We start from the raw sequence: 22986 nt of genomic DNA, 5'->3' as shown, positions 1-22986 counted from the left end.
CATGGCCGAGATGATCGTCGAAATCGTCTCCCTCGACCGCCCGGTGTGGACCGGCACGGCCCGCATGGTCCGTGTCCGGACCACGGAGGGCGACATCGGGATCCTACCCGGGCACGAGGCCGTGGCCGGACTGCTCAAGGCCGGCGGCTTCGCCGTCGACCCCGTGTCCGGGTCCCGGCTGGAGGGCACGATCGACGCCGGGTTCCTGTTCATGGACAACGACCGGGTCACGATCGTGGCGGACAACGTGGAGCTCCCGGCCTCCGCCTGATCCCACCCCCACCGCGCGGGCCCGGCCCGCGCACCGGACGGCACCGCGGCCTCCGCACCCTGTGCGGAGGCCGCGGCCGTTGCGGGGTCCCCCGGCCGGCACAGACGCAGGAGAGTCCATGGAAGAGAAGATCGTCGTGCACGGCCCCACCGCGGTCAACGGGACGCTGCGGGTGTCCGGCGCCAAGAACAGCGTGCTCAAGCTCATGGCGGCGGCGCTGCTCGCCGAGGGCGAGTCGACCATCACCAACGTCCCCGAGATCCACGACGTGACCATCATGGCCGAGCTGCTCCGCCGGCTGGGCTGCACGGTGGTCTACGACCGCGCCGAGCGGACCGTGCGGATCGACGTCCCGGCCGTCCTGCACCACCAGGCCGACTACGACCTGGTGCGGGCCATGCGGGCCTCGATCTCCGTGCTCGGACCCCTGGTCGCCCGCTGCCACGTGGCCGAGGTGGCGCTGCCCGGCGGGGACGCCATCGGCGCCCGCGGCCTGGACATGCACCGCGCGGGCCTCGAGGCCATGGGCGCGCAGCTGCAGATCGAGCGCGGCTACCTCGTGGCGTCCGTGCCGCAGACCCTGCGCGGGACCCGTTTCCGGCTGGAGTACCCGTCCGTCGGGGCCACGGAGAACCTCATGATGGCCGGCACGCTCGCCGAGGGCACCACCGTGATCGACAACGCGGCACGGGAGCCGGAGATCGTGGACATCGGCACGATGCTCCGGTCCATGGGCGCCCGGATCGAGGGGCTGGGGACGAGCACCGTCACCGTCGTGGGCGTGGGGTCCCTGCGTCCGGTCGAGCACCGCACCGTCCCGGACCGGATCGTGGCCGGGACCTGGGCGTTCGCGGCGGCCGTGACCGGGGGCACCGTGCGGATCGAGGGGGCCGAGCCCGGCCACCTCGCGGTGGTGCTGGACAAGCTGCGGGCCGCCGGGTGCCGCGTGGACACGGAGGAGGGCTGCCTCGTGGTCTCCGGGCCGGAGCGGCCGCGGGCCATCAACGTCTCGACCCTGCCGTACCCCGGCTTCCCCACGGACCTGCAGCCGTTCGTCGTGGTGCTCAACGCCGTGGCCGAGGGCTCGGGAATGGTGACCGAGAACGTCTTCGAGGCCCGGTGGGGCTTCACGGCGGAGCTCGAGCGGCTGGGGGCGAGCATCCGGCTCGACGGCCACCACGCGCTGGTCGCCGGTTCCCCGGTGCTCTCCGGCGCGCCCGTGGAGGCCAAGGACATCCGGGCCGGAGCCGCCCTGGTGATCGCCGGGATGGCGGCCGTGGGCACGACCGACGTGAGCGGGGTGGAGCACGTGGACCGCGGCTACGAGCACTTCGTGGAGCAGCTCGGCGCCGCGGGCGCGGCCGTGGAGCGGCACATGGCCGGTTCCGCGTACTGACGGGGAGCGGCAGGTTCGGCCCCGTACGCGAGGAGGCCCCGCACCCGGGTCGGGTGCGGGGCCTCCTGCCGTGTTCAGCGCCGGGGGCGGATCAGAGCGGCGTGACGCCGGTGGCCTGGGGGCCCTTCTGGCCCTGACCGATCTCGAACTCGACGCGCTGGTTCTCCTCGAGCGTGCGGAAGCCGCCCGACTGGATCTCCGAGTAGTGGACGAAGACGTCCGAGTCGGAGTCGTCCGGGGTGATGAAGCCGAAGCCCTTCTCGGCGTTGAACCACTTGACGGTGCCCTGGGCCATGAAATCTCTCCTTGCGAGATGGTGCGAAACGTGTGCACGGGTCGTGCACGGGAGGGCGGTAGCACGAGATGAGCCGAGGGCCCGGGCGTCCTGCCCCGTGGGGCGGAGGACCAGGTCCGGGTCGAACGTCACGCTCGCTTACCCGTTCTGCGAGCATGCAAAACATGGAACGAAGAACATGCTCAGCTTCACACACTCCCCGGAGGCGGTCAACGACGTCGGGCCGGAGAGTCCGACGTGTTGCCCGCTGTTCACCTGCCGTCGGTCCGCCCGCGGCCGGGCGGGCTCAGAAGAGCCGGGACTCGCTGTCGTCCAGGCCGCGCATCTCGTCGTAGTCGAGGGTCAGGCAGGTGATGCCTCGGTCCTCCGCGAGCACCCGTGCCTGGGGCCTGATGAGCTGCGCGGCGTACACGCCGCGCACCGGCGCGAGCAGCGGGTCCCGGTTGAGCAGCTCGAGGTAGCGGGTGAGCTGCTCGACGCCGTCGATGTCCCCGCGGCGCTTGAGCTCCACGGCCACCGTGGCGCCCTCGGGGCCGCGCGCCAGGATGTCGACCGGACCGATCGCGGTGGGGTACTCCCGCCGGACGAGGGTGTGGCCCGAGCCCAGGCGGTGGATCTGCTCGGCGAGCAGGCGCTGCAGGTCGGCCTCCACCCCGTCCTTCACGAGGCCGGGGTCGGCGCCCAGCTCGTGGGAGACGTCCTCGTGGATCTCGAAGAGCTGGATGACCAGACGGTCGTCGCTCTTGGCGGCCTGCACCGTCCAGGTCTGCACGACGCCGTCCGCGGCGAGCTCGGGCTCGGGCTCGCCCACGTGCAGCCGGGCGGGCGGGCTCATCCAGTTCAGCGGCTTGTAGCTGCCGCCGTCCGAGTGCACGAGCACGGAGCCGTCGGCCTTCACGAGCAGCAGACGGCGGGCGGCGGGCAGGTGGGCGCGCAGACGCCCTTCGTAGTCGACGGAGCAATCGGCAATGACAAGACGCACGGGGACCAGCCTAACCGCCCGCGGGCGGGCTCCCGGGCAGCGGAGGCGCCTGTGAGACGATGAGCGCGTGCCACGCTCCAACCACTCCTCACGAGGCCGCCGGGACGGCGGCCCCGGCCCGCGCGCCAGCAAGTGGCAGCGGGGCGCGGCGCGCGAGCCGTGGTCCGTCGAGCGCGTCCTGGAACCGGCGCCCACCGTCGAACGGGCACCGGACGGGGACTGGATGGTCCGGCACGTCCGGCCGGCCAACGCCGTGAAGAACTACGTGTGCCCCGGCTGCGGACGCGGCATACCCCCTGGGACCACGCACCTCGTGGTCTGGCAGCAGGACTCGCTGCTGGGGGCGCGCAGCGCGTTCGAGGACCGGCGCCACTGGCACGAACGCTGCTGGCGCACGCGCCGCTGAGGGCCGGGGACGCCGAGCCGGACCGCTGGGCGCAGGCGGGCCGTGGGGCGCGGGCGGACCGCTGGGCGCAGCCCGGCCGCTGCGCGGGCCCGGCCGCTGCGCGGTCCCGAGCACGTCCTGCCGCCGGAGGGGACCGCCCGGCGCCGCTCAGCGGCGGTCCTGGCGGGGCACGAACACCTCCCGCACCAGCAGCAGCGCCGCCGCCGCCGTGGGGATCGCGATGAGGGCGCCCAGCACGCCCCACAGCGCCCCGCCGGCGGCCACGGCGATCACCGCGATCGCCCCCGGCACGGCGACCGCCCGCCGCATGATCCGCGGGGAGACGAAGTACGCCTCGACCTGCAGGTAGGCGAAGTAGCCGATCGCGTAGGGCACGGCCGTCTCCCACCCCGCGGTGGCGGCCACGACCGTGACGAGCACCCCGGCGGTCACCCCGCCCACGAGCGGGACGAACGCCAGCAGCGCGACCAGCACGGCCAGCAGCGCGGCGTACGGCACGCCCGTGGCCGTCATCAGGGTGAGGGCCACCGCCGCGTTGAGCAGCGCCACGCAGGTCTGCCCGACGACGTAGTTGCCGACCCCGCGGAGCATCTGGTCGCCCAGCTCCTGGACCCGGGCACGCCGGGACGCCGGCGCGAGCCGGTAGGCCCACCGGGTCATCACGGGCAGGGAGAACAGGAAGTACAGGCTCAGGGCCAGCACGATCAGCGTGCCGGCCACCGTGCGCAGCACCACCGAGCCCACGCCCACCACGCCGCCGAACACGCCCCCCAGGATCTCCTGGTCCTCGCCGATCCGGCCCGCCAGCCCCTCCAGCCACTGCTCGGTGGAGTCGTGGATCCGGAAGCGGGCGTCGAGCTCGGCGAAGGCCTCCGAGCGCAGCGCCGTCTCCACGAGCCGCGGCACGCTCTCGGCCAGCTGCGCGCCCTCGGCCAGGACGCGGGGCACCACGAGGGAGATGAGCACGGTCAGCGCGCCCGCGAGCCCCAGGACCACGAGCGTCACGGCACCCGTGCGCGGGACCGACCGGCTCTCCAGCCGGCGGACGAGCGGCTCCAGCCCGAGGGCGATGAACGTGGCGGTGACGACCCAGCCGACGACCGGCCCCACGTTGACCAGCAGCCACCAGCCCAGCAGCGCGAGGCCGACCCCCACCGTCAGCAGGAAGCCGGTCTGGACGGGCCCGGCGGGCGCCGGGGCCTCGGGGTGCTCCTCGCCGGGCGCCTCACCCGTCTCCGGCGGGACCTCGAAGCGGCGCCGCGGACGGGGGGCGGGGAACGGGCGCAGGAAACGGTCGACGACGTCGGTGTGGCGCCGGCGCGCCGGCCGCGGCGACTCCGGTGGGGGCCCGGGATCGGGTGGCGTCATGGCTGCTCCAGGTGCGTTCGGCGGCGGGCCGCGGGCCGGTCCCGCCGTCGTCGGGCCGGGACGCGGTCACGCCGGAAGCGTACACCGGGCCCTGCCGGTGGCCGCGGCGCGGCCCGCCGTCGATAATCGACGGGAGACCCGCGGCGCCCCCACTCGGGTGCCGCACCGCCGCAGACCCGGACCGCCCCGGTCCGTCGAGGAGACGCCACGTGAACGAGTTCCCGCACCAGCCCCGCCGCACCGCCGAGCCCGCCGCCCGGCCCGAGCCCCAGCTGCCGTCCTCCGTCCGGGGCGCGGTGGACCTGGGGGCCCCGGACGGGGCCCCCACACCGCCCGCGGAGGGGCGGGCCGGCGGGTACCGCCGTGAGGTGACCGCGGCGGACGTCCAGGAGGTCGCCCAGCTCTCCACCCGGGTGCCGGTGGTCTTCGCCCTGTGGGCGCGCCTGAGCCAGCAGTCGGTGGACTTCGCCGACACGCTCGAGCAGGTCGTGGACCGCTACGGCGGACGGATCCTCCTCGCGTCGGTCGACGCCGAGGCCGCCCCCGAGATCGCGCAGATGTTCCAGGCGCAGTCCGTGCCCACGGTCGTCGCGCTGCTGGGCGGTCGGCCCGTCCCCCTGTTCAACTCCACGGTCCCGCCCGAACAGGTGGCACAGTACCTGGACGAGCTCCTCGCCCTCGCCGAGCAGAACGGCATCACCGGCACGGTGGAGCCGGTGGGCGGCGGGGAGCCCGAGAAGCTCCCCCCGCTGCACCAGGAGGCGGTGGACGCGCTCGAGGCGGGTGACGTCGACGCGGCCGAGGCCGCCTACCGCCGGGCGATCGCCGAGAACCCCGGGGACCGGGAGGCCAAGCTGGCCCTCGCCCAGGTGCACCTGCTCCAGCGCGTCCTGCCGCTGGACGCCGCCTCGGCCCGGGCCGAAGCCGCAGCGGCTCCGGAGGACGTGGCGGCGCAGCTGCGCGTCGCCGACCTCGACGTCTCCGGCGGCCACGTCGAGGACGGGTTCCGGCGCCTCCTGGACCTCCTCCGGCGCACGGCGGGCGAGGAGCGGGACGCCGTGCGCCGGCGCCTGCTCGAGCTCTTCGACGTGGTGGGGGCCGAGGACCCCCGGGTGGTCACCGCCCGTGGTGCCCTGATGCGCGCCCTCTTCTGAGCCGCGGCCCCGTCCGCGCGGCCGCGACCCCGGGCCGGCCCGCCGCGCGGCGGGCCCGCCCGCCGGGCCTGCCCTGCCTACGCTGGGGGCATGAGCTCCGCACGCCACGCCCCGTCCCCGGTGCCCGCCCTGAGCGTCCGCGGGCTGGTCCGGGTCTTCGGCCGCCCCGGCTCCCCGGAGGCGAAGGTCGCCGTGGACCGGGTGGATCTGGACGTGCCCCGGGGATCCTTCTCCGGGCTCGTCGGCCGCAACGGGGCCGGCAAGACGACCCTGCTGTCCATGGCCACCGGGCTGCTGCGCCCGACCGCCGGCTCCGTGCGCGTGGCCGGCGTCGACGTGTGGGCCGAACCGCAGCGCGCCAAGCAGCTCATGGGCGTGCTCCCGGACGGCGTGCACCTCTTCGACCGGCTCACCGGCCGGCAGCTCGTGACCTACTCGGGGCTGCTGCGCGGGATGGACCGGGCGGTGGTCGCCGAGCGCACCGAGGACCTGCTCCGGGCCATGGACCTGCTCGACGACGCCGGGACCCAGGTCCAGGACTACTCGGCCGGCATGACCAAGAAGATCGCCCTGGCGGGCGCCCTCGTCCACGCCCCGAGCCTGCTCGTGCTCGACGAGCCGTTCGAGTCGGTGGACCCGGTCTCCGCCGCCAACATCCGCGAGATCCTGCACGGCTTCGTGGCCGCCGGGGGGACCGTCGTCGTCTCCAGCCACGTCATGGACCTCGTGCAGCGGATGTGCGACCACGTGGCGGTGCTCGACCGCGGTCGGGTGCTGGCCGCCGGGACGGTCGAGGAGGTCCGGGCCGGGGCATCGCTGGAGGACCGCTTCGTGGAGCTCGTCGGCGGTCGCACCGCGGCGGGGGAGGGGCTGTCGTGGCTGCGCCCGGCGTGAGGCCGTCCCCCGCGCGGGCGCGGCCCGGCACCGCGCTGCCGGCCGGGCGGCTCGTGGCGCTGAAGGCGCGGATCCTGCTCAACACCCTCAGCCGCAGCACGTGGGTGCTCGTGGGCACGGTCCTGGGCGCGGCCTACCTGGTCTTCGTGCTCGGCGCCGCCGTCGTCGGGCTGGTCCTGCTCGGCGGCCAGGAGCCGCCCGTCGTGCGGACCGTCCTCGTCCTCGCCGGCACCTCGGCGACGCTCGCGTGGTGGCTGCTGCCGGTGCTCGCATCGCGCGCGGACTCGACCCTGGACCCGGCCCGTCTGGCGCTGTTCCCCCTGACCGTCGGCCAGGTCCAGTGGGGCCAGGCCCTCGGGGCGCTCGTGGGCGTGCCGGGGGTGCTGACCGTCCTCGGCCTGCTCGCCTCCGTCGCCTCGTGGCGCCAGTCGGGGGCCGCCGTCCTGGCCGCCGCCCTGTGCCTGCCGCTCGCCCTGGCGCTGCTGGTCACGGGCTCGCGCTGCGTCACGGCCCTCGCCGTCGGCCTGGGCCGGCGCCGGCGGGTCACGGAGGCCCTCTCCCTGGCGGCACTGCTCGGCCTGGTGCTCCTGGGCCCGCTCGTCACGGGCGTCGTGGAGGGGCTCGAGCGCACCTGGGACCGGTTGCCGCAGTGGGCGGCCGTGCTCGCCCGGACGCCGGTCGGCGCGGTGTGGGCCGTGCCGGAGGACGTGGCGGCCGGCCGCTGGTCCGCCGCGGCCCTCCGCCTGGTCGCGACCGTGGCGACCGTGGCGGTGCTCGTCGCCGGCTGGCGCGCCGCGCAGTCGCGGGCCCTGACCTCCGCGGCGGGCGGGCGCGGCGCCGGGCACCGCGCCGGGGCCGGTGCCGGGCTGTTCGACCGGGGCCCCGAACGGCCGTGGGCCGCCGTCGCCGCCCGGTGCCTGATCTACTGGGGGCGGGACCCCCGCTACTCGGGCGCGCTCGTGGTGGTCCCCGCGATCGCCGGGCTCGTGTGGTTCTCGAGCGCCCAGAGCGGCATGGGCTTCCTCGTCTACGCCCTGGGCCCGATGTTCGCGGCGCTGCTGGCCTACCAGATCTCCGGGGACGTCTCGTTCGACAACACCGCGGTCTGCCTCCACGTGCTCACCGGGGTGCCCGGCGTGCACGACCGCGCCGGGCGGGTGCTCGCCCTCCTGGTCGTCGGCCTGCCCCTGTCCGGTGTGGGCCTCCTCCTGCCGTTCGCGGTGCAGGGACGCTGGGACCTGCTGCCCGGGCTGGCCGGGACCACGCTGCTGGCCCTGCTGGGCGGGGCGGGCCTGTCCTCGGTGATGTCCGCCCGCTACACCTATCCCGTGGCGGCTCCGGGGGAGTCCCTGTTCAAGACGCCCCACGGGTTCACGGTGCTCAACGTCCTCGTGCAGCTGGCGGCGATGGGGCTGATCGTGGTGCTCGTGCTGCCGGCGGCGGTGCTCGTGCTCGTCCAGGTGGCCACGGGCGACCCGGCCTGGGGCTGGGCGGCCCTGGGCGTGGGGACCGTGCTCGCCCCGCTGCTGTGCTGGGGCGGGGTCGTGCTGGGCGGTCGCTGGTACGACCGGCGTGCCCCGGAGCTGCTGCAGGAGGTGGGCCGGTTCCGCTGAGCCGGCCTCGGGTGGGGCGGACCGGGCGGCGGGACGGGGTAAACTGACCGGCATGCACCTTCTCCACGCGTCGACCCACGGCACTCCGACGAACGGGCCCGACGACGGCCCGTTCGGCAACGATCCGGCGCAGCCGGCGGGCGGGACCTCCACGATCGAGCGGGAGGAGACCCGGGAGCTGCACGAGCCCGGTGACCACGAGCGCTTCGCGCACTACGTCCGCAAGGACAGGATCATGGAGTCCGCCCTCTCCGGCGAACCGGTGATCGCACTGTGCGGCAAGGTCTGGGTTCCCGGCCGCGACCCGCAGCGCTTCCCGGTCTGCCCGACGTGCAAGGAGATCTACGACGGCCTCCGTCCCCCTCAGGACGGGGGCGACGACCAGGGCTGAGCGCGGCCCCCGCGTCGAAGCGCCCGCCGCCGGCGGGCGCTTTTGCGTGGCGCGCGCCTCCCGCGGCCTCCGCCGGGACCGCGCGTTCCCGTTCCCGGCCCGCGGCGCGCGATCCCGGCCGGCAGCACGCGATCCCGGCCGGACCACAGGACGCCCCCGGTCCCACGAGCCACAGCACGAGCGAAAGGACGTCGCCAGAGTGTCCCAGGACGACCAGCTGTCCTTGTTCGGCGCCGCCGCGGCAGCCGACCTGCCCCCGGCCTACCCCGACCGCGCCGCCTGGGGAACGGCGCCCAAGCTGCGCGCCTGGCAGGCCGAGGCGCTGCAGCGCTACTTCGACGCGCAGCCCCAGGACTTCATGGCCGTCGCGACCCCGGGCGCCGGCAAGACGACGTTCGCGCTGCGGGTGGCCAAGGAGCTCTTCGACCGCGGCACCGTCAACCGGATCACGGTCGTGACCCCCACGGACCACCTCAAGCGCCAGTGGGCGGACGCCGCCGCCCGGGTGGGGCTGGCCATCGACCCCAGCTTCAAGAACGCGGACGGCTCCCACGGCAGGGACTACGTGGGCGCGGCCGTGACGTACTCGCAGGTGGCGATGAAGCCCCTGCTGCACCGCGCGCGCACCGAGGCCGGCCGCACGCTCGTGATCATGGACGAGATCCACCACGCGGGGGACTCGCTTACGTGGGGGGACGGTCTGCAGGAGGCGTTCGACCCGGCCGTGCGCCGGCTCGCGCTGACGGGGACCCCGTTCCGCTCGGACACCGCGCCGATCCCGTTCGTCCGCTACCAGGAGGACGGGGACGGCGTCCGCCGCTCCACCTCCGACTACACCTACGGCTACGGTGACGCGCTCCAGGACCACGTCGTGCGCCCCGTCATCTTCCTGGCGTACTCGGGGCAGATGCGCTGGCGCACCAGCGCCGGCGAGGAGATGGCCGCGGAGCTCGGCGAGGGCTTCACCAAGGACATCACCGCCCAGGCGTGGCGGACGGCGCTGGATCCGAACGGGCAGTGGATCCCCGCCGTGCTCCAGGCCGCGGACCAGCGGCTCACGGAGGTCCGGCGCTCCGTGCCCGACGCCGGGGCGATGGTCATCGCGACCGACCACCAGGACGCCAAGGCCTACGCCGCGCAGCTGCGCCGGATCACCGGGGAGAACCCCACCGTCGTGCTCTCCGACGACAAGGGCGCCTCGGAGAAGATCGACGATTTCTCGGCGGGGGACAGCCGCTGGATGGTGGCCGTGCGCATGGTCTCCGAGGGCGTGGACGTGCCGCGCCTGGCCGTGGGCGTCTACGCGACGTCGACGTCCACACCGCTGTTCTTCGCGCAGGCGGTGGGCCGCTTCGTGCGCGCCCGCAAGCGCGGGGAGACGGCCTCCGTGTTCCTGCCGTCGGTGCCCGCGCTCATGCAGCTGGCCAACGAGATGGAGGCCGAGCGGGACCACGCCCTCGACAGGCCCGCCGCGGCGGAGACCGGTCTGCCCGCGGACCCCCTCGAGGAGGGCTGGGACGACGACCTGCTCGAGGCCGCCAACCGCGAGGAGAAGGCGTCCGCGTCCCTGGCGCAGGGCCGCTTCGAGGCCATCGGCTCGGACGCGTCCTTCCACGGCGTGCTCTTCGACGGCGGCGCCTTCGGCGGCGGGGTGGCGGTGGGCTCCGAGGAGGAGGCCGACTTCCTGGGCATCCCGGGGCTGCTGGAGGCCGACCAGGTCTCGGAGCTGCTGCGCGAGCGGCAGTCCCAGCACGCCCGGCGGCGGTCGGGTGCCGACCGGGCGGCGGAGCGGTCCGCGGTGCCGGACCACCGGAAGCTCAAGGAGCTGCGCTCGACCCTGTCGAAGAACGTCTCCGCGTGGGCGGCGCGCACGGGCACCCCGCACGGCATGATCCACAACGAGCTGCGCCGCGTGTGCGGGGGCCCGGCCGTGGCGCAGGCCAACGAGGCGCAGCTGCAGGCGCGGGTGAAGAAGCTGCAGGACTGGTTCATCGGCCGCAGGTGACCCCCGCCCCGCACGGGACGCCCCCTCCCGGGCGGCGGCCCGCGCGGCACGGGGCCCGGGGTCAGGACCGGGCGATCTCCACCCCGGCGGCGGCCATCTCCGCCAGTGCCCGTTCGGTGGTGTCCGCGGCCACGCCGGCCGTGAGGTCCACCAGCACACGGGTCTCGTAGCCGGCCTCCACGGCGTCGAGGGCGGTCGCCCGCACGCAGTGGTCCGTCGCGAGCCCCACGATGTCCACTGCCTCGATCTCGTGCTCGCGCAGCCAGTCGTCCAGGCTCACGTCCGGCTCGTCGTCGACGTCCTCGTCGTCGCCCATGGGCACGTCGGCGTCCGGGGCCAGCAGGCCCTCGAAGCCCGAGTAGGCGGCGTCGAGCTCACCCTTGCGGAACCACGCCTGGATCCAGTCGGTGTCCAGGTCCGGGTGGAAGTGGGCGCCGTGCGAGTCCGCCACGCAGTGCACGGGCCAGGACTCCACGTAGTCCGGTTCCTCGGAGAAGTGTGCGCCGGGATCGACGTGCCAGTCCTGGGTGGCTGCGACGGCCGCGTACTCCCCGTGGTGGTTCTCGAGGTGCTCGGACACGGCGGCCGCCACCGCCGCGCCCCCGGCGACGGCCAGCGCGCCGCCCTCGCAGAAGTCGTTCTGCACGTCGACGACGATCAGTGCGGTCCTCATGGTGTTCCTCCCTCGGTTTCTCGGGTCCTGTCCGGCGGGCGCCGTCCGCCCGGGCGCCGACTCACTCCGGGGCCTCCGGGCCCAGCACCGTCGGGATCACGGGGTCGCCCTCGCTGAGCCGCCGGGCCGAGCGCGGCAGCTCGGCCACGGAGGCCGCGTGCCGCGCCCGGGCCCGCCGGACCCCGGCGGGCCCGGTCCAGCCGTCCAGCAGCTCGCCGCCCCGGACGAAGTCCTCCATCAGCGGCCTGTCGTCGCCGTCGTCGTCGGGCGCCCGGCCGATCCCGACCATCTCGTGGGTCGCCGTGCCCTTCTCGTCCCGGCGGCGCAGCGCGTGCTTGCGCCCGCCCACGGACACCTTGCCCTTGGCGGCCTTCGCCACGGGCCGCAGCTCGCCCGAGGCGTCCTCGCGGGCCACGAGCTTGTAGACCATCGACGACGTCGGGGCGCCCGAGCCGGTGACCACGCGGGTGCCCACGCCGAACGCGTCCACGGGGGCCGCGTTGAGCGAGGCGATCGCGTACTCGTCGAGGTCGGAGGTGACGGTGATGCGGGTGTCCCGGTTCCCGAGGCCGTCGAGCAGCTCCCGCACCCAGGCGGCCTGGGTCACGAGGTCGCCGGAGTCGATGCGCACCCCGCCGAGCTCCGGGCCGGCGAGCTCGACCGCCTTCCGGACGGCGGTCTCGACGTCGTAGGTGTCCGCGAGCAGGGTCGTGCCCCGGCCCATCGACTGCAGCTGGGCGCGGAACGCGTCCTCCTCGGAGTCGTGCAGGAGCGTGAAGGAGTGGGCCGCGGTGCCCACGGTGCGCAGCCCGTACCGGTGACCGGCCTCGAGGTTCGACGTCGACTCGAAGCCGCCGATGACCGCCGCGCGCGCCGCCGCCACCGCGGCCTCCTCGTGGGCCCGCCGCGAGCCCATCTCGATGCAGGGGCGTCCGGCCGCGGCCCCGACCATGCGCGAGGCGGCCGAGGCCACGGCGCTGTCGTAGTTGAGCACGGACAGGACGTAGGTCTCCAGGATGCAGGCCTCGGCGAACGTCGCCTCCACGACGAGCAGCGGGGAGGACGGGAAGTAGGCCTCGCCCTCGGCGTAGCCGGAGATCGAGCCCGTGAACCGGAAGTCGGCCAGGTAGTCCAGGGTCGCGCGGTTGACCACTGCGGTGTCGGCGAGGAAGCGCAGCTGCTCGTCCCCGAAGCGGAAGCTGCCGAGACCCTCGAGCAGCCGCCCGGTGCCGGCGACGACCCCGTACCGGCGCCCCGCCGGCAGCCGGCGGGCGAACACCTCGAAGACGCTGCGCCGCTGGGCGGTGCCCGAGTGCAGGGCGGCCTGCAGCATCGTGAGCTCGTAGTGGTCGGTCATCAGGGAGGTGGGCGGCGGGGCCCACTCGTGGCTGCGCTGGTTCACGGTCACCACTCTAGCGACGCCCCCGGTGCGCCCGCCGTCCGGTTCTCGCTACGATGGGGGAACCATGGCCTGCACCCTCCCCGTCCTCGTCCGCGCCGCGGCCACCACCACACCCGAGACCGCCACCCGGCCGACGGGGGAGACGTCCGTGACCGCCCGGACCGAGAGCCCCTGGAACGTCGTGGTGTGGGACGACCCCGTCAACCTCATGAGCTACGTGACGTACGTGTTCCGGTCGTACTTCGGCTACCCGCAGGAGAAGGCCCGGGCGCTCATGCTGGAGGTCCACCACAACGGCCGCTCCGTCGTGGCCAGCGGCTCCCTCGAGGAGGCCGAGACCCACACCGCCGCGCTGCACGGCTTCGGCCTGTGGGCCACGTTCGAGCAGGCGGGGGGCCACTGATGGCGCAGGGTTTCCGGTCCACCCGCAAGGGCGTCACGGCCCGCTTCGAGGATGCCGAGAAGGAGCTGCTCCGGAAGCTGTTCGCGGACGTGGCCCAGGCGCTGGCCCCCGAGGAGCCGGCCGCCCAGGACCCTCTCGAGCGCATGCTCGGGATGTCGGGGGAGTCCTCCGCGCCGGAGGACTCGGCGCTGCGGCGGCTGGCCAGCAGCGACCCGGAGCGCGCCGCGGAGTTCCGCCGGTACACGGAGCGCGGGCTGCGGGAGTCGAAGATCGGCGTGCTCAAGCGTGCGGCCCTGGCCCTCGAGGCCGAGCCCGTGCGGCTGGACGCCGAGCAGGCCCAGGCCTTCGGGCGGGCGCTCAACGACGTCCGGCTGGTGCTGGCGGACCGGCTGGGGATCCAGGACGCCGCGGACGCCGAGCGCGTGGGCCAGTACGACGACTGGTCGGCGATCGAGGACGTCGAGACGTACATGTCGTTGCTGTACAACTTCGTCTCCTGGCTGCAGGAGACGCTCATGGAGGCCCTGCTGCGGGACCTCCCCCCGGAGTGACCTGCGGCGTCGTCCGCGGGAGGGCCCGCCGCCACCGCGGGACGCGAGCCCTCGGCCGCCGTGTGCCGCGCCCGGTTTGGGGCCTCGGTGCGCCCGGGACTACTCTCTTGACGATATGCAGGACGACCACGTACCAGGGTCCGGCCGCGGCGCGGCACGCGGACCCAACCCCGGCTCACCCATCGGCGTGTTCGACTCCGGGGTGGGCGGGCTCACGGTGGCCCGGGCGATCATCGACCAGCTGCCCCACGAGGAGATCGTCTACGTCGGGGACACCGCGCACGGCCCCTACGGTCCCCTGCCCCTCGCGGACGTGCGGGCGCACGCGCTGCGCATCATGGACGAGCTCGTGGACTCCGGGGTCAAGCTCCTGGTGATCGCCTGCAACACGGCCTCGTCCGCGGTGCTGCGCGACGCCCGCGAGCGCTACACCCGGGTCTACGGGATCCCGGTCGTCGAGGTCATCCAGCCCGCGGTGCGCCGCGCGGTGGCCTCGACCCGCAACGGGCGGATCGGGGTGATCGGCACCGAGGCCACGGTCGGTTCGCGGGCCTACGACGACACGTTCGCGGCGGCCCCGCACCTGCACATCGACTCGGTGGCGTGCCCGGCGTTCGTCGACTACGTCGAGGCCGGGATCACCACGGGACCCGAGCTGCTGGCCACGGCCCAGCGCTACCTGGACCCGCTCCGGGACGCGCGCGTGGACACCCTGGTCCTCGGGTGCACCCACTACCCGCTGCTCACCGGCGTCATCTCCTACGTCATGGGCGACGCCGTGACACTGGTCTCCAGCGCCGAGGAGACGGCCAAGGACGTCTACCGCGCGCTCGTCGGCCACGGCCTGGAGCGGGACCCGGGCCTGCCCGCCCGGCACGAGTTCCTGGCCACCGGTGACGCCGCGGCCTTCGAGGTCCTGGCCCGGCGGTTCCTGGGTCCCGAGGTGGCCCGCGTGCGCCACACGAGCTCCGTGGCCGAGCAGTTCCCCACGGGGTCGCTGGCGCGCATCACCCCCGAGATGATCGCGGACGCCCGGGGGCCCGCGTCGTGAGCGGTCCCGCGGCCGCCACCCCACCCCTGGAAGGTTCCCGCCCATGAAACTCACCATCGTCGGATGCACCGGCTCGTTCGCGGGCCCGAACTCCCCGGCCTCGTGCTATCTCGTCAGCGGCGACGACGCCGACGGCCGGACCTGGCGCGTGCTGCTCGACATGGGCAACGGCGCCCTGGGCGTGCTGCAGCGACACATCGACCTGCACGACATCGACGCGGTGCTGGTGAGCCACCTGCACCCCGACCACTGCATCGACCTGGCCGGCCTGCACGTGGCGATCAAGTGGGACCCCCGGGGCTGGGGCGCGCCGCGCATCCCGCTGTGGGGACCCTCGGGCATCAACGAGTACCTCTCCGGCACGCACGGGCTGCCCGCCGACCCCGGCCTGCACGGGGAGTTCGACTTCCACACGTGGGTCCCCGAGGAGCCCGTGCGGATCGGCCCCTTCACGGTCACCCCCTACCTGGTGGAGCACCCCACGCCCGAGCCCTACGCCCTGCGCATCGACTTCGACGGCGTGCTGGGGCCGAGCACCCTGACGTACTCGGGGGACACCGACGCGTGCGAGGGCCTGGTGCGCGCGGCCCGCGGCGCCGACGTGTTCCTCTGCGAGGCCGCCTACCAGGAGGGCCGCGACGACGACCTGCGCGGGATCCACCTCACCGGCCGGCGCGCGGGGGAGGCCGGCCGGGACGCGGGGGTGCGCAAGCTCCTGCTCACGCACCTGCCCGTGTGGAACTCCCCGACCCTGGCGGTCGAGGAGGCGGAGGCGGTCTTCGACGGACCCATCGGGGTGGCCGAGCCCGCCTACACGTACCGGATCGTCCGGCGCAGCAGCCGCCGCCCCGCGGCGGCCGTCGGACCGTGACGGGCCCCGGCGGCGGCACGGTCCCCGGTCCCCGACCGAGGGGTAAGGTGGGGCTCATGGATTCCCCCGTCGACACGACCGCACCGGCACCCTCGGCCCCGGGGACGACCCGGGCGGACGGCCGGGCGCCCGACGAGCTGCGGCCCATCACGATCACCCGCGGGTGGTCCCAGCAGGCGGAGGGCTCCGCGCTCATCGAGTTCGGCAGCACCCGGGTGCTGTGCACCGCGTCGGTCACCGAGGGGGTGCCGCGCTGGCTCAAGGGGGAGGGGCGCGGCTGGGTGACCGCCGAGTACGCGATGCTCCCGCGGGCCACGTCCACCCGCTCGGCCCGCGAGTCCGTGAAGGGCAGGATCGGCGGGCGCACCCACGAGATCTCCCGGCTCATCGGCCGGTCCCTGCGCTCGGTCATCGACCTCTCCGCCCTGGGCGAGAACACCGTGGTCCTGGACTGCGACGTCCTCCAGGCCGACGGCGGCACCCGCACGGCGGCGATCACCGGCGCCTACGTGGCGCTGGCCGAGGCCGTCTCCTGGGCCCGGGCCGAGGGCCTGATCGCGCGGCGCGCCCAGCCTCTCACCGGCACCGTGGCCGCCGTGTCCGTCGGCATCATCGACGGCGTGCCGATGCTCGACCTCCCGTACGTCGAGGACGTCCGGGCCGAGACCGACATGAACGTGGTCGTGACCGGTACCGGCGACTTCGTGGAGGTCCAGGGCACCGCGGAGGGCGCACCGTTCGACCGGGCGGAGCTCGACGCCCTGCTGGACCTCGCGCTCGCGGGCTGCGCCCAGCTGACCGAGATCCAGCTCCGGACGCTCCGGGAGGACGACGGTGCCTGAGCCCGAGGGCGCCCGCGTGGTGCTCGCGACCCGGAACCGGGGCAAGCTCGCCGAGCTGCGGGAGATGATCGCGGCCGCGCTGCCCGGCGCCGACGTGGAGCGCCTCGTCGTGGACGCCGCGACCGCCGGGGCGCCCGACGTCGTGGAGGACGGCACCACGTTCGAGTCCAATGCGCTGCTCAAGGCCCGCTCGGCCGCCGCCGCGACGGGGCTGATCGCGGTGGCCGACGACTCCGGGCTGGCGGTGGACGTCCTCGGCGGCGCCCCGGGGATCTTCTCCGCACGGTGGGCCGGGCGCCACGGCGACGACGCGGCGAACCTGCGCCTGCTGCTCGACCAGCTCTCCGACGTCCCGGACGCCCACCGCGGCGCCCGTTTCGTGTGCGCCGCGGCCCTGGCGACCCCGGACGGCCGGGAGCACGTCGAGACCGGGGAGCTGCGGGGCACGCTGCTGCGCGAACCGGTGGGGGAGGGCGGCTTCGGCTACGACCCCGTCCTGCGTCCCGAGGGCTCCCACCGTTCCGTGGCCCAGTACTCCCGCGAGGAGAAGAACGCCGTCAGCCACCGCGGCCGGGCGATGCGGGCGCTGCTGCCGCACCTCGTGGCCGCCCTGGACCCCGCCGTCCCCGTTCCCGACTGACCCGCGTCCGAACCGAGAAGAATCCCATGCCCTGGTCGTCGCTCCACCACCTGCCGTTCGCCCGAGCCGTGCAAGCGGTCCTGGCCGAAGCGGGGATCAGCGCCGACCCCGGGGAGTGGGAGGTGCACGCGGGCGGCTCCGCGCACGTCGTCGTCAACGTCGGGCACCGGATCTCGGTGCGCATCGCCAAGAACGCCACCGTGTGCTCCCACGTCGAGCGGCGCACCGAGGTGCTCCGGCGGCTGCCCCGGTTCTCCTTCCCCACCCCCCGCCCGCTCACCGGTGTCGTCGTCTCCCACGGCTACACGGGGGTGGGCCTGACGTGGGTGCCGGGTCGCCCGCACCCGCCCGGGCACGCCGACCCGGCGGTGCTGCACCGGGTGCTCACCGAGCTGGCCGAGGTCGACGTCTCCGGCTTCGCCCGCTTCCTGGACCGTCCCGGCCAGCACTGGGGCGGGCACCGCCGCCGGCACGTGCTGATCGACGAGGTCATCCCCCGGCTGCTGCCCCGCAACCGGGAGGCGGCCCTGGGGGCGGTGGCGGAGCTCGCCGCGCTGCCCACCGTGGCGCCCACCCTGGTGCACGGGGACCTCATGGGACACAACATGCTGTGGGACGGCGAGGAACTCACGGGCATCATCGACTGGGACCACGCCTGCCTCTACGACCCGGCGCACGACGCCGCGTCGCTGGGGCTGTGGTACGGCTGGGACACGCTGCGCGCGTCGGTCTCCGAGTCGGTCTACGAGCGGGCCCGGCTGCACGCGCGCACCTTCCCGCTGCAGGCGGTGGCCTACGCCCTGCACCACGACCTCGACACCGCCCAGGTCAACCAGGCGATCGCCCGCGCCGACGACTGGATCGAGACGAACCTGCGCGGCGCGAACGCCTGACCCCGCCGCACGTGCGGTCGCCGAGCAGTAGGCTGTCCCGGTGCCGTCCTCCGCCGATCCCGCTCCGCCGTCCGTGGACTTCACCGCCATCGACTTCGAGACCGCGAACCGCTTCCTCGGCTCACCGTGCGCCGTGGGCCTCGTCCGGGTCCGGGGCGGGGTGGTCGTCGAGGAGCGCTCCGCCTCCATGCGCCCGCCCCGCACCCGCCCGGACTTCGACCCCGGTCACGTGCGCATCCACGGCATCACCGCGGGCTCCGTGGCCGGCCGGCCCCTCTTCGACGAGCTGTGGCCGCGGATCGAGGCGTGGATCCTCGCGGAGGACCCGGACGAGCTCGTGGTGGCGCACAACGCGGCCTTCGACATGGGCGTGATCCGCTCCGCGTGCGCGGAGACCGGCACCCGGCACGCCCCGCTGTCCTACGCCTGCAGTCTCGCCCTCGCCCGGCGGGGCTACGACCTGCCGTCCTACGCACTGCCGCGCGCCGCCGAGGCCGCCGGGGTCCCGCTGCGCCGCCACCACGACGCCCTCGAGGACGCGCGGGCGTGCGCGGGCATCGTCGTGGACCTGGTCCGCCGCGCCGGGGTGGCCACGGTCGGGGAGCTGCTGTCGGGCGCGGGGCTGACGGTCAGGCGCCTGCTCCCACCTCCCTGAGCCACCGGTCCGCGGCCGCGGAGACGGCGTCGCGGGCGTCCAGCCGCTCCACCCACCGCGGGGGCAGCGCCGCGGTCCCGAGGGCGGCGCCGACGACGGCGCCGGCGACCGCGCCCGCCGCCTCCGGGTCGCCGCCGTGGGCGGCCGCGATCTCCACGGCCCGGCGGAACACCTCCGCAGGGTCCGCGCCGGCCGGGGACTCCGCCTCGGCACGCAGGGCGGCACGGAGTCCCCCGGCCAGCGTCTCCGGGGCCGTGCGGCCCTCGCCGAGCGGCCGGGTGGGCTCGTCAGCCACCCCCGCCGTCCGGGCGGCAACGGCCTCGTCGATCCGTGCGAGCGTCTCGGCGACCGGCCGCGTGAGGTGCTCCGCGGTCTGCCGGGCGGCCGCGACGGCCGCCGCGACCGGGTGGCGCACCCCCTGCAGGCGGGCCTGCACCGCCGCGTGCACCACGAAGCCGTGGACGGCCGCGGATGTCTGGGCCTCCGGGTGCCCGTGGGTGAGCGCCGCACCGTTGACGGCCACCGGCGCGATCGTGCGCCAGCCGACGTGGGGGAGCAGCCCGAAGGGGACCGACCGCGCCAACGTCCCGCTGTCCTGGGCCTCCGGCAGCAGCGGGCGCTCCACCTCGCCCATCCGGCCGGTCCGCAGCGCCCGCAGGACGGTGCTGCCGGGTGCGCGCACGGCGTGCAGCGACTCGTCGTCGTCGATGCGGCGCGGCAGGGGCCGCGGCGCCTCCGCCGGGTGCGGCTCGCCCTGCGTGCGCAGCCAGCGCAGGTAGGCCAGCCACAGGCACGCGGTCTCGTCCGCACCCTGCCCGTCGTTCGCCCACTCGACCACCTCCTGGAGCCCGTCCAGGGTGTAGAGGGCCAGCTGGGTGTCGGCCGAGATCCGCAGCACCGGAGCGTCGCCGGCCCACCGATCGGGGACCCGCGGACCGGCGGCGGAGGCGGCGAGGTGGCCCACCGCGTCCCCCAGGGCGCCGCCCAGCAGGGCGGCGCGCACGGAGTCCGCGTACTCGGGCCGGGTGGGGTCGAGGCCGGCGTCGGGCCGGAGCAGGGGTGCGGGCATGCGGCCAGTGTAGTGGCCGGGTCCCCGCACCCCGGCTTCTCAATCGGCTCTCAGCAAGGCGTGGTGGCATGGCGGCGGCGTCCGCGCCCCGCCGTCGCGCACCCCTGCGCGGCGGCCGTCCCCGACCCCCGAGGAGCACCCCATGACCGTGCACGTCCCCACCACCGACGGGTCCCCGGAAGGGCCCGACGGCACCGCCGCCGGGCCGGACGGGATCCCCGGCGGCGCCCGGCAGGTGCCGCCGGCCGACGGGCTCGTCGCGCCCGTCCCCGCCGTCCTCCGCCGGGACCCGCGGGCGGAGGACGGGCCGTGCTCCGCACCGGCCCGGTGGGCGGCGGAGTTCGCCGGCACCGCCCTGATCGTCTTCGCCGGCCTGGGAACGGGCATGTTCGCGACCGAGGCGGTGGACTCGGCCGTGGGCTTCGGGCTCGGCCTCGTCGCGGCGCTCGTGGCGTTCGGCCACGTCTCCGGTGGCCACTTCAACCCGGCCGTGACGCTGGCCGCGGTCGTCGCGGGCCGCACCGCCGCCGGTGCGGCCGCCGGGCTCGTGGTGGCCCAGGTCCTCGGCGCCGTGGCCGCGGCCGGTGTCCTGTGGGCGGTCCTCATGACGCTGCTGGACGCGCCGACGACGGCTCAGGTGATCGGCGCCGTGTCGAACGGATTCGGCGGGAACTCGACCTCCCAGGCCGGCTGGACCACGGTGCTGCTCGTGGAGGTCGTGGCGACCGCCCTCTTCGCCCTCGTGGTGCTGGGCTCCACGGCACCGCGGGCCAACGCGGTGCTCGCGCCCCTGGCCATGGGCGCCGCCTTCACGCTGCTGCTCACCGTCACCGCCCCCTTCGACGGCGGTGCGCTGAACCCGGCGCGCTCCACGGGCGCCGCCGTGGTGGCCGGGGCCTCCCACCTGGCTCAGCTGTGGCTGTTCTGGGCGGCGCCGCTGGCGGGGGGCCTCCTGGCCGGGCTCGCCCACCGTGCCACGGGCCGCACCCGTCGCCCGGCCCGCACGCGCGCCGCCGACCGGCCCGCGGAGCGCCACCGGGCCTGAACGGCCGTCCCGCCGCACCCCGCCCCGGAGCGCCGCCCGGCACACGGGCCGACGCTTTCCGTCACGGTCCGGGGCCGTGGCTAGGCTGGTGCCCGACCCGGCCCCCACCGGAAGGAACCGGAGGACCTCGTGAGCAGCACCCGCGCCCTGGACCCGCTCGGGCGGATCCTGACCGGCTCGCGCTCACCGCTGGCCGACCCGCGGGAGCTCGCGGCCGTGTCCGGCGCCCTGTACCCGGTGCTCACCCTGCTCGTGCGGCTGCCGCAGACCATGGTGCCGCTGGGCGTGCTCACCACGGTCGCCCTGGTCTCCGGGTCTCCGGCGCTGGGGGCGCTGTGCGCCGGGGCGGTGACGCTCGGATCGTCCGTGTGCGGTCTCGGGATGGGCGCGGCCGCCTCGTACCGCCGGCGCCAGGCCGGTCTCGTGCTCGTCGCCCTGGCCAACCCCGTGGTGATCTGGTGGCTCGTGGGACTGCTCCCGGAGCGTTCGGCGGCCGGCGACCCGGACGCGGTGGGGCTGGTGCTCCCGTGCCTGCTCACGGGCCTGGTCCTGCCCCAGATGGGGGTGGTGTGCCGGTTGCGCTGGTGGTCGCTGCTCGAACACCACCGGCGCGAGGACCTCGCGGACACGGCGCTGCGGTACGAGAGCATCATGGACTCGCTGGCCACGGTGCTCGCCGCGGCCGTGACGGGTCTCGTGGCCGTGACCCTGGGCCCCCTCGCGGTGCTGGCGCTCGGGGCGGCTCTCACGCTCGTGGGCAGCGGCGCGATCCTGCTGCACCGCTCGGCGCGGCTGCCTCCGGCGCTCATCCGTTTCCTGCCCGACTCCCCACGGCCGCCGACGCGGGCGGCCCGGCAGCGCCGGCGCCGGGCGCGGGTGGTGTGGTTGCTGCCGGTCGCGGGCATGGGCGCCCTGGGCTCGCTCCTGGGCTCGATCCTCGGCTCGGTCGTCGTCTTCGCGACGTCCGTGGACGCCGTGGTCTCCGTCAGCTGGATGTACGCCGTCACCGGGCTCACCTCCACGGCGGCGGCGGTCTTCGCCGCCGCGAGGGCACGGGACGTGCGGCGGTGGAACCGGTGGGTCGTGGCGTCGGCGGGGGCGGTGCTCGCCTCGATGCTCCTGTCCCTGCCGGACGACTCCGTGGGCATGGTCGTGGTCCTGGCGATCGCCGGCCTGACCACGGGGCCCAGCCTCGTCGCGGTCTACGAGATCGCCCGGCTCGTGGCCCCGAGCGCGCGGGTCACGGTGCTCACCACCGTGATGACCGCGGCCATGGGCCTCGGGCTGACGGTGGGCCTCGTCCTGTCCGGGTGGTGGGGGGAGTCCTGGGGCTACCGCTCGGCGGCGCTGCTGCCCGTCGGCTCCGCGGCGGTCCTGCTGGCCACGGCCTTGGCCTTCGTCCACCGCTGGCGGCGCAGGGGCCCGGCCGCCGGATGAGCGGGACGGGCGGCCCGGCCCGGCCCGGCCCGCCCGTCCCCTCCCGGCCTCAGTGGCCGCGGACGATCCACTCCTGCAGGTGGGGTTTCTCGGTGCCGATGGTGGTGGGGTCCCCGTGGCCGGTGAGCACCTCGGTGCCCTCGGGCAGGGTGAGCAGCCGCTCCCGGATCGACGCCACGATGGTGTCGAAGTCCGAGTACGAGCGCCCGGTGGCCCCCGGACCGCCGGCGAAGAGGGTGTCCCCGGAGAACAGCACCCCGTGCTCGCCCAGGTCGGGGGCGGAGAAGCACACCGAGCCGGGGGAGTGGCCGGGGGTGTGCACGACGGTGAGCGTGACCGGGCCCAGGGTGAACCGCTGCCCGTCGGCGATCTCGGCGTCGTAGGGGGTGTGCGGGTAGACCTGCTCCCACAGCATGGTGTCGGCCGGGTGCAGGTACACCGGGGCGCCGACCTGACCGGCGACCTCGCGCACGGCGCGGATGTGGTCGTCGTGGCCGTGGGTGAGCAGGATCGCGGTCACGGTGCGCCCGGCCACGGCCTCCACCACGGCGGCGGGGTCGTGGGCGGGGTCGATGACCAGGCACGCCTCGTCGGTCCCGACCAGCCACACGTTGTTCTCGACCTCCCAGGTCCCGCCGTCCAGGGAGAAGGTCCCGGCGGTCACCAGGTGCTCGACCCG

At 75.3% G+C, this 22986-nt stretch carries 25 protein-coding genes; 18 read left to right on the top strand and 7 right to left on the bottom strand.

What is annotated here, in order from left to right:
- The first annotated feature begins 1 nt into the window (after position 1).
- The gene (locus ACH9EU_RS12535) at positions 2 to 271 is read left to right on the top strand and encodes a F0F1 ATP synthase subunit epsilon (protein WP_396414245.1); all 270 of its coding nucleotides are present in this window, start codon (positions 2 to 4) and stop codon (positions 269 to 271) included.
- 118 nt (positions 272 to 389) lie between these two features.
- Positions 390 to 1667, top strand: coding sequence for a UDP-N-acetylglucosamine 1-carboxyvinyltransferase (gene murA / locus ACH9EU_RS12530; RefSeq protein ID WP_396414244.1), 1278 nt, complete (start codon positions 390 to 392; stop codon positions 1665 to 1667).
- 91 nt (positions 1668 to 1758) lie between these two features.
- Here the strand turns inward: murA and ACH9EU_RS12525 are convergent, their stop codons facing one another.
- Complete coding sequence (locus ACH9EU_RS12525; protein ID WP_396414243.1) at positions 1759 to 1962, bottom strand: cold shock domain-containing protein; 204 nt, start codon at positions 1960 to 1962, stop codon at positions 1759 to 1761.
- A 286-nt stretch (positions 1963 to 2248) separates the two neighbouring features.
- Positions 2249 to 2944, bottom strand: coding sequence for an endonuclease NucS (gene nucS / locus ACH9EU_RS12520; RefSeq protein ID WP_396414242.1), 696 nt, complete (start codon positions 2942 to 2944; stop codon positions 2249 to 2251).
- A 67-nt stretch (positions 2945 to 3011) separates the two neighbouring features.
- Between nucS and ACH9EU_RS12515 the strand changes: the two genes are divergently transcribed.
- Positions 3012 to 3350 (top strand): ATP/GTP-binding protein, encoded by a 339-nt coding sequence (locus ACH9EU_RS12515; protein WP_396414241.1) that lies wholly within the window; start codon positions 3012 to 3014, stop codon positions 3348 to 3350.
- 147 nt (positions 3351 to 3497) lie between these two features.
- Here ACH9EU_RS12515 and ACH9EU_RS12510 read toward each other — a convergent pair whose 3' ends face one another.
- Positions 3498 to 4718: an AI-2E family transporter gene (locus ACH9EU_RS12510; RefSeq protein WP_396414240.1), complete on the bottom strand. Its 1221-nt coding sequence runs from the start codon at positions 4716 to 4718 to the stop codon at positions 3498 to 3500.
- A 209-nt stretch (positions 4719 to 4927) separates the two neighbouring features.
- On the opposite strand from ACH9EU_RS12510, the gene ACH9EU_RS12505 reads away from it, so the two are divergent.
- From ACH9EU_RS12505 to ACH9EU_RS12485, 5 genes are all read left to right on the top strand, one after another.
- Positions 4928 to 5872 carry a tetratricopeptide repeat protein gene (locus ACH9EU_RS12505; protein WP_396414239.1) on the top strand — a complete coding sequence of 315 codons (945 nt, stop codon included), beginning with the start codon at positions 4928 to 4930 and terminating at the stop codon, positions 5870 to 5872.
- A gap of 90 nt (positions 5873 to 5962) precedes the next feature.
- Positions 5963 to 6766 (top strand): ATP-binding cassette domain-containing protein, encoded by an 804-nt coding sequence (locus tag ACH9EU_RS12500; RefSeq protein ID WP_396414238.1) that lies wholly within the window; start codon positions 5963 to 5965, stop codon positions 6764 to 6766.
- A complete protein-coding gene (locus ACH9EU_RS12495; RefSeq protein WP_396414237.1) occupies positions 6748 to 8379 on the top strand; it encodes a hypothetical protein in 1632 nt (543 codons plus the stop codon). Before ACH9EU_RS12500 ends, ACH9EU_RS12495 begins: the two co-directional genes overlap by 19 nt.
- A 52-nt stretch (positions 8380 to 8431) precedes the next feature.
- Complete coding sequence (locus tag ACH9EU_RS12490) at positions 8432 to 8770, top strand: DUF3039 domain-containing protein (protein ID WP_396414236.1); 339 nt, start codon at positions 8432 to 8434, stop codon at positions 8768 to 8770.
- A 199-nt stretch (positions 8771 to 8969) separates the two neighbouring features.
- Entirely contained in the window at positions 8970 to 10775 is a 1806-nt protein-coding gene (locus ACH9EU_RS12485; RefSeq protein WP_396414235.1) for a DEAD/DEAH box helicase family protein, read from the top strand.
- A 61-nt stretch (positions 10776 to 10836) separates the two neighbouring features.
- Here ACH9EU_RS12485 and ACH9EU_RS12480 read toward each other — a convergent pair whose 3' ends face one another.
- Together ACH9EU_RS12480 and ACH9EU_RS12475 are read right to left on the bottom strand one after the other, a co-directional pair.
- The gene (locus tag ACH9EU_RS12480) at positions 10837 to 11448 is read right to left on the bottom strand and encodes an isochorismatase family protein (RefSeq protein ID WP_396414234.1); all 612 of its coding nucleotides are present in this window, start codon (positions 11446 to 11448) and stop codon (positions 10837 to 10839) included.
- 61 nt (positions 11449 to 11509) lie between these two features.
- Positions 11510 to 12859, bottom strand: coding sequence for a nicotinate phosphoribosyltransferase (locus tag ACH9EU_RS12475; RefSeq protein WP_396414233.1), 1350 nt, complete (start codon positions 12857 to 12859; stop codon positions 11510 to 11512).
- A gap of 55 nt (positions 12860 to 12914) precedes the next feature.
- Here ACH9EU_RS12475 and clpS point away from each other — a divergent pair, with 55 nt between their 5' ends.
- The 8 genes from clpS (at position 12915) to ACH9EU_RS12435 (ending at position 18756) form a co-directional block, all read left to right on the top strand.
- The gene (clpS, locus tag ACH9EU_RS12470) at positions 12915 to 13253 is read left to right on the top strand and encodes an ATP-dependent Clp protease adapter ClpS (protein WP_396414232.1); all 339 of its coding nucleotides are present in this window, start codon (positions 12915 to 12917) and stop codon (positions 13251 to 13253) included.
- Entirely contained in the window at positions 13253 to 13804 is a 552-nt protein-coding gene (locus ACH9EU_RS12465) for a DUF2017 domain-containing protein (RefSeq protein ID WP_396414231.1), read from the top strand. Before clpS ends, ACH9EU_RS12465 begins: the two co-directional genes overlap by 1 nt.
- A gap of 115 nt (positions 13805 to 13919) precedes the next feature.
- The gene (murI, locus tag ACH9EU_RS12460) at positions 13920 to 14855 is read left to right on the top strand and encodes a glutamate racemase (RefSeq protein WP_396414230.1); all 936 of its coding nucleotides are present in this window, start codon (positions 13920 to 13922) and stop codon (positions 14853 to 14855) included.
- 43 nt (positions 14856 to 14898) lie between these two features.
- Positions 14899 to 15726 carry an MBL fold metallo-hydrolase gene (locus ACH9EU_RS12455; RefSeq protein WP_396414229.1) on the top strand — a complete coding sequence of 276 codons (828 nt, stop codon included), beginning with the start codon at positions 14899 to 14901 and terminating at the stop codon, positions 15724 to 15726.
- Between the two features lie 56 nt (positions 15727 to 15782).
- Complete coding sequence (rph, locus tag ACH9EU_RS12450) at positions 15783 to 16568, top strand: ribonuclease PH (protein WP_396414228.1); 786 nt, start codon at positions 15783 to 15785, stop codon at positions 16566 to 16568.
- On the top strand, positions 16561 to 17208 hold the full coding sequence (rdgB, locus tag ACH9EU_RS12445) for an RdgB/HAM1 family non-canonical purine NTP pyrophosphatase (RefSeq protein WP_396414227.1): 648 nt from the start codon (positions 16561 to 16563) through the stop codon (positions 17206 to 17208). The genes rph and rdgB overlap by 8 nt, the downstream gene beginning before the upstream one ends.
- A 26-nt stretch (positions 17209 to 17234) precedes the next feature.
- Positions 17235 to 18101, top strand: coding sequence for a phosphotransferase (locus ACH9EU_RS12440; RefSeq protein WP_396414226.1), 867 nt, complete (start codon positions 17235 to 17237; stop codon positions 18099 to 18101).
- A gap of 40 nt (positions 18102 to 18141) precedes the next feature.
- Complete coding sequence (locus ACH9EU_RS12435) at positions 18142 to 18756, top strand: exonuclease domain-containing protein (protein WP_396414225.1); 615 nt, start codon at positions 18142 to 18144, stop codon at positions 18754 to 18756.
- Here ACH9EU_RS12435 and ACH9EU_RS12430 read toward each other — a convergent pair.
- Positions 18731 to 19825 (bottom strand): ADP-ribosylglycohydrolase family protein, encoded by a 1095-nt coding sequence (locus ACH9EU_RS12430; RefSeq protein ID WP_396414224.1) that lies wholly within the window; start codon positions 19823 to 19825, stop codon positions 18731 to 18733. The genes ACH9EU_RS12435 and ACH9EU_RS12430 overlap by 26 nt on opposite strands.
- Positions 19826 to 19967: 142 nt before the next feature.
- On the opposite strand from ACH9EU_RS12430, the gene ACH9EU_RS12425 reads away from it, so the two are divergent.
- Together ACH9EU_RS12425 and ACH9EU_RS12420 are read left to right on the top strand one after the other, a co-directional pair.
- On the top strand, positions 19968 to 20870 hold the full coding sequence (locus ACH9EU_RS12425; protein WP_396414223.1) for an aquaporin: 903 nt from the start codon (positions 19968 to 19970) through the stop codon (positions 20868 to 20870).
- Positions 20871 to 20999: 129 nt separating this feature from the next.
- Positions 21000 to 22307, top strand: coding sequence for a hypothetical protein (locus ACH9EU_RS12420; protein WP_396414222.1), 1308 nt, complete (start codon positions 21000 to 21002; stop codon positions 22305 to 22307).
- A 49-nt stretch (positions 22308 to 22356) separates the two neighbouring features.
- Here ACH9EU_RS12420 and ACH9EU_RS12415 read toward each other — a convergent pair.
- Positions 22357 to 22986: MBL fold metallo-hydrolase (locus ACH9EU_RS12415; protein WP_396414221.1), on the bottom strand; the 630-nt coding region annotated here is incomplete at its 5' end.

The sequence above is a fragment of the Kocuria rhizosphaerae genome (assembly GCF_044462265.1).
In the GTDB taxonomy this organism is placed as follows: domain Bacteria; phylum Actinomycetota; class Actinomycetes; order Actinomycetales; family Micrococcaceae; genus Kocuria; species Kocuria rhizosphaerae.
This window is presented reverse-complemented; position numbering and strand designations above follow the sequence as displayed.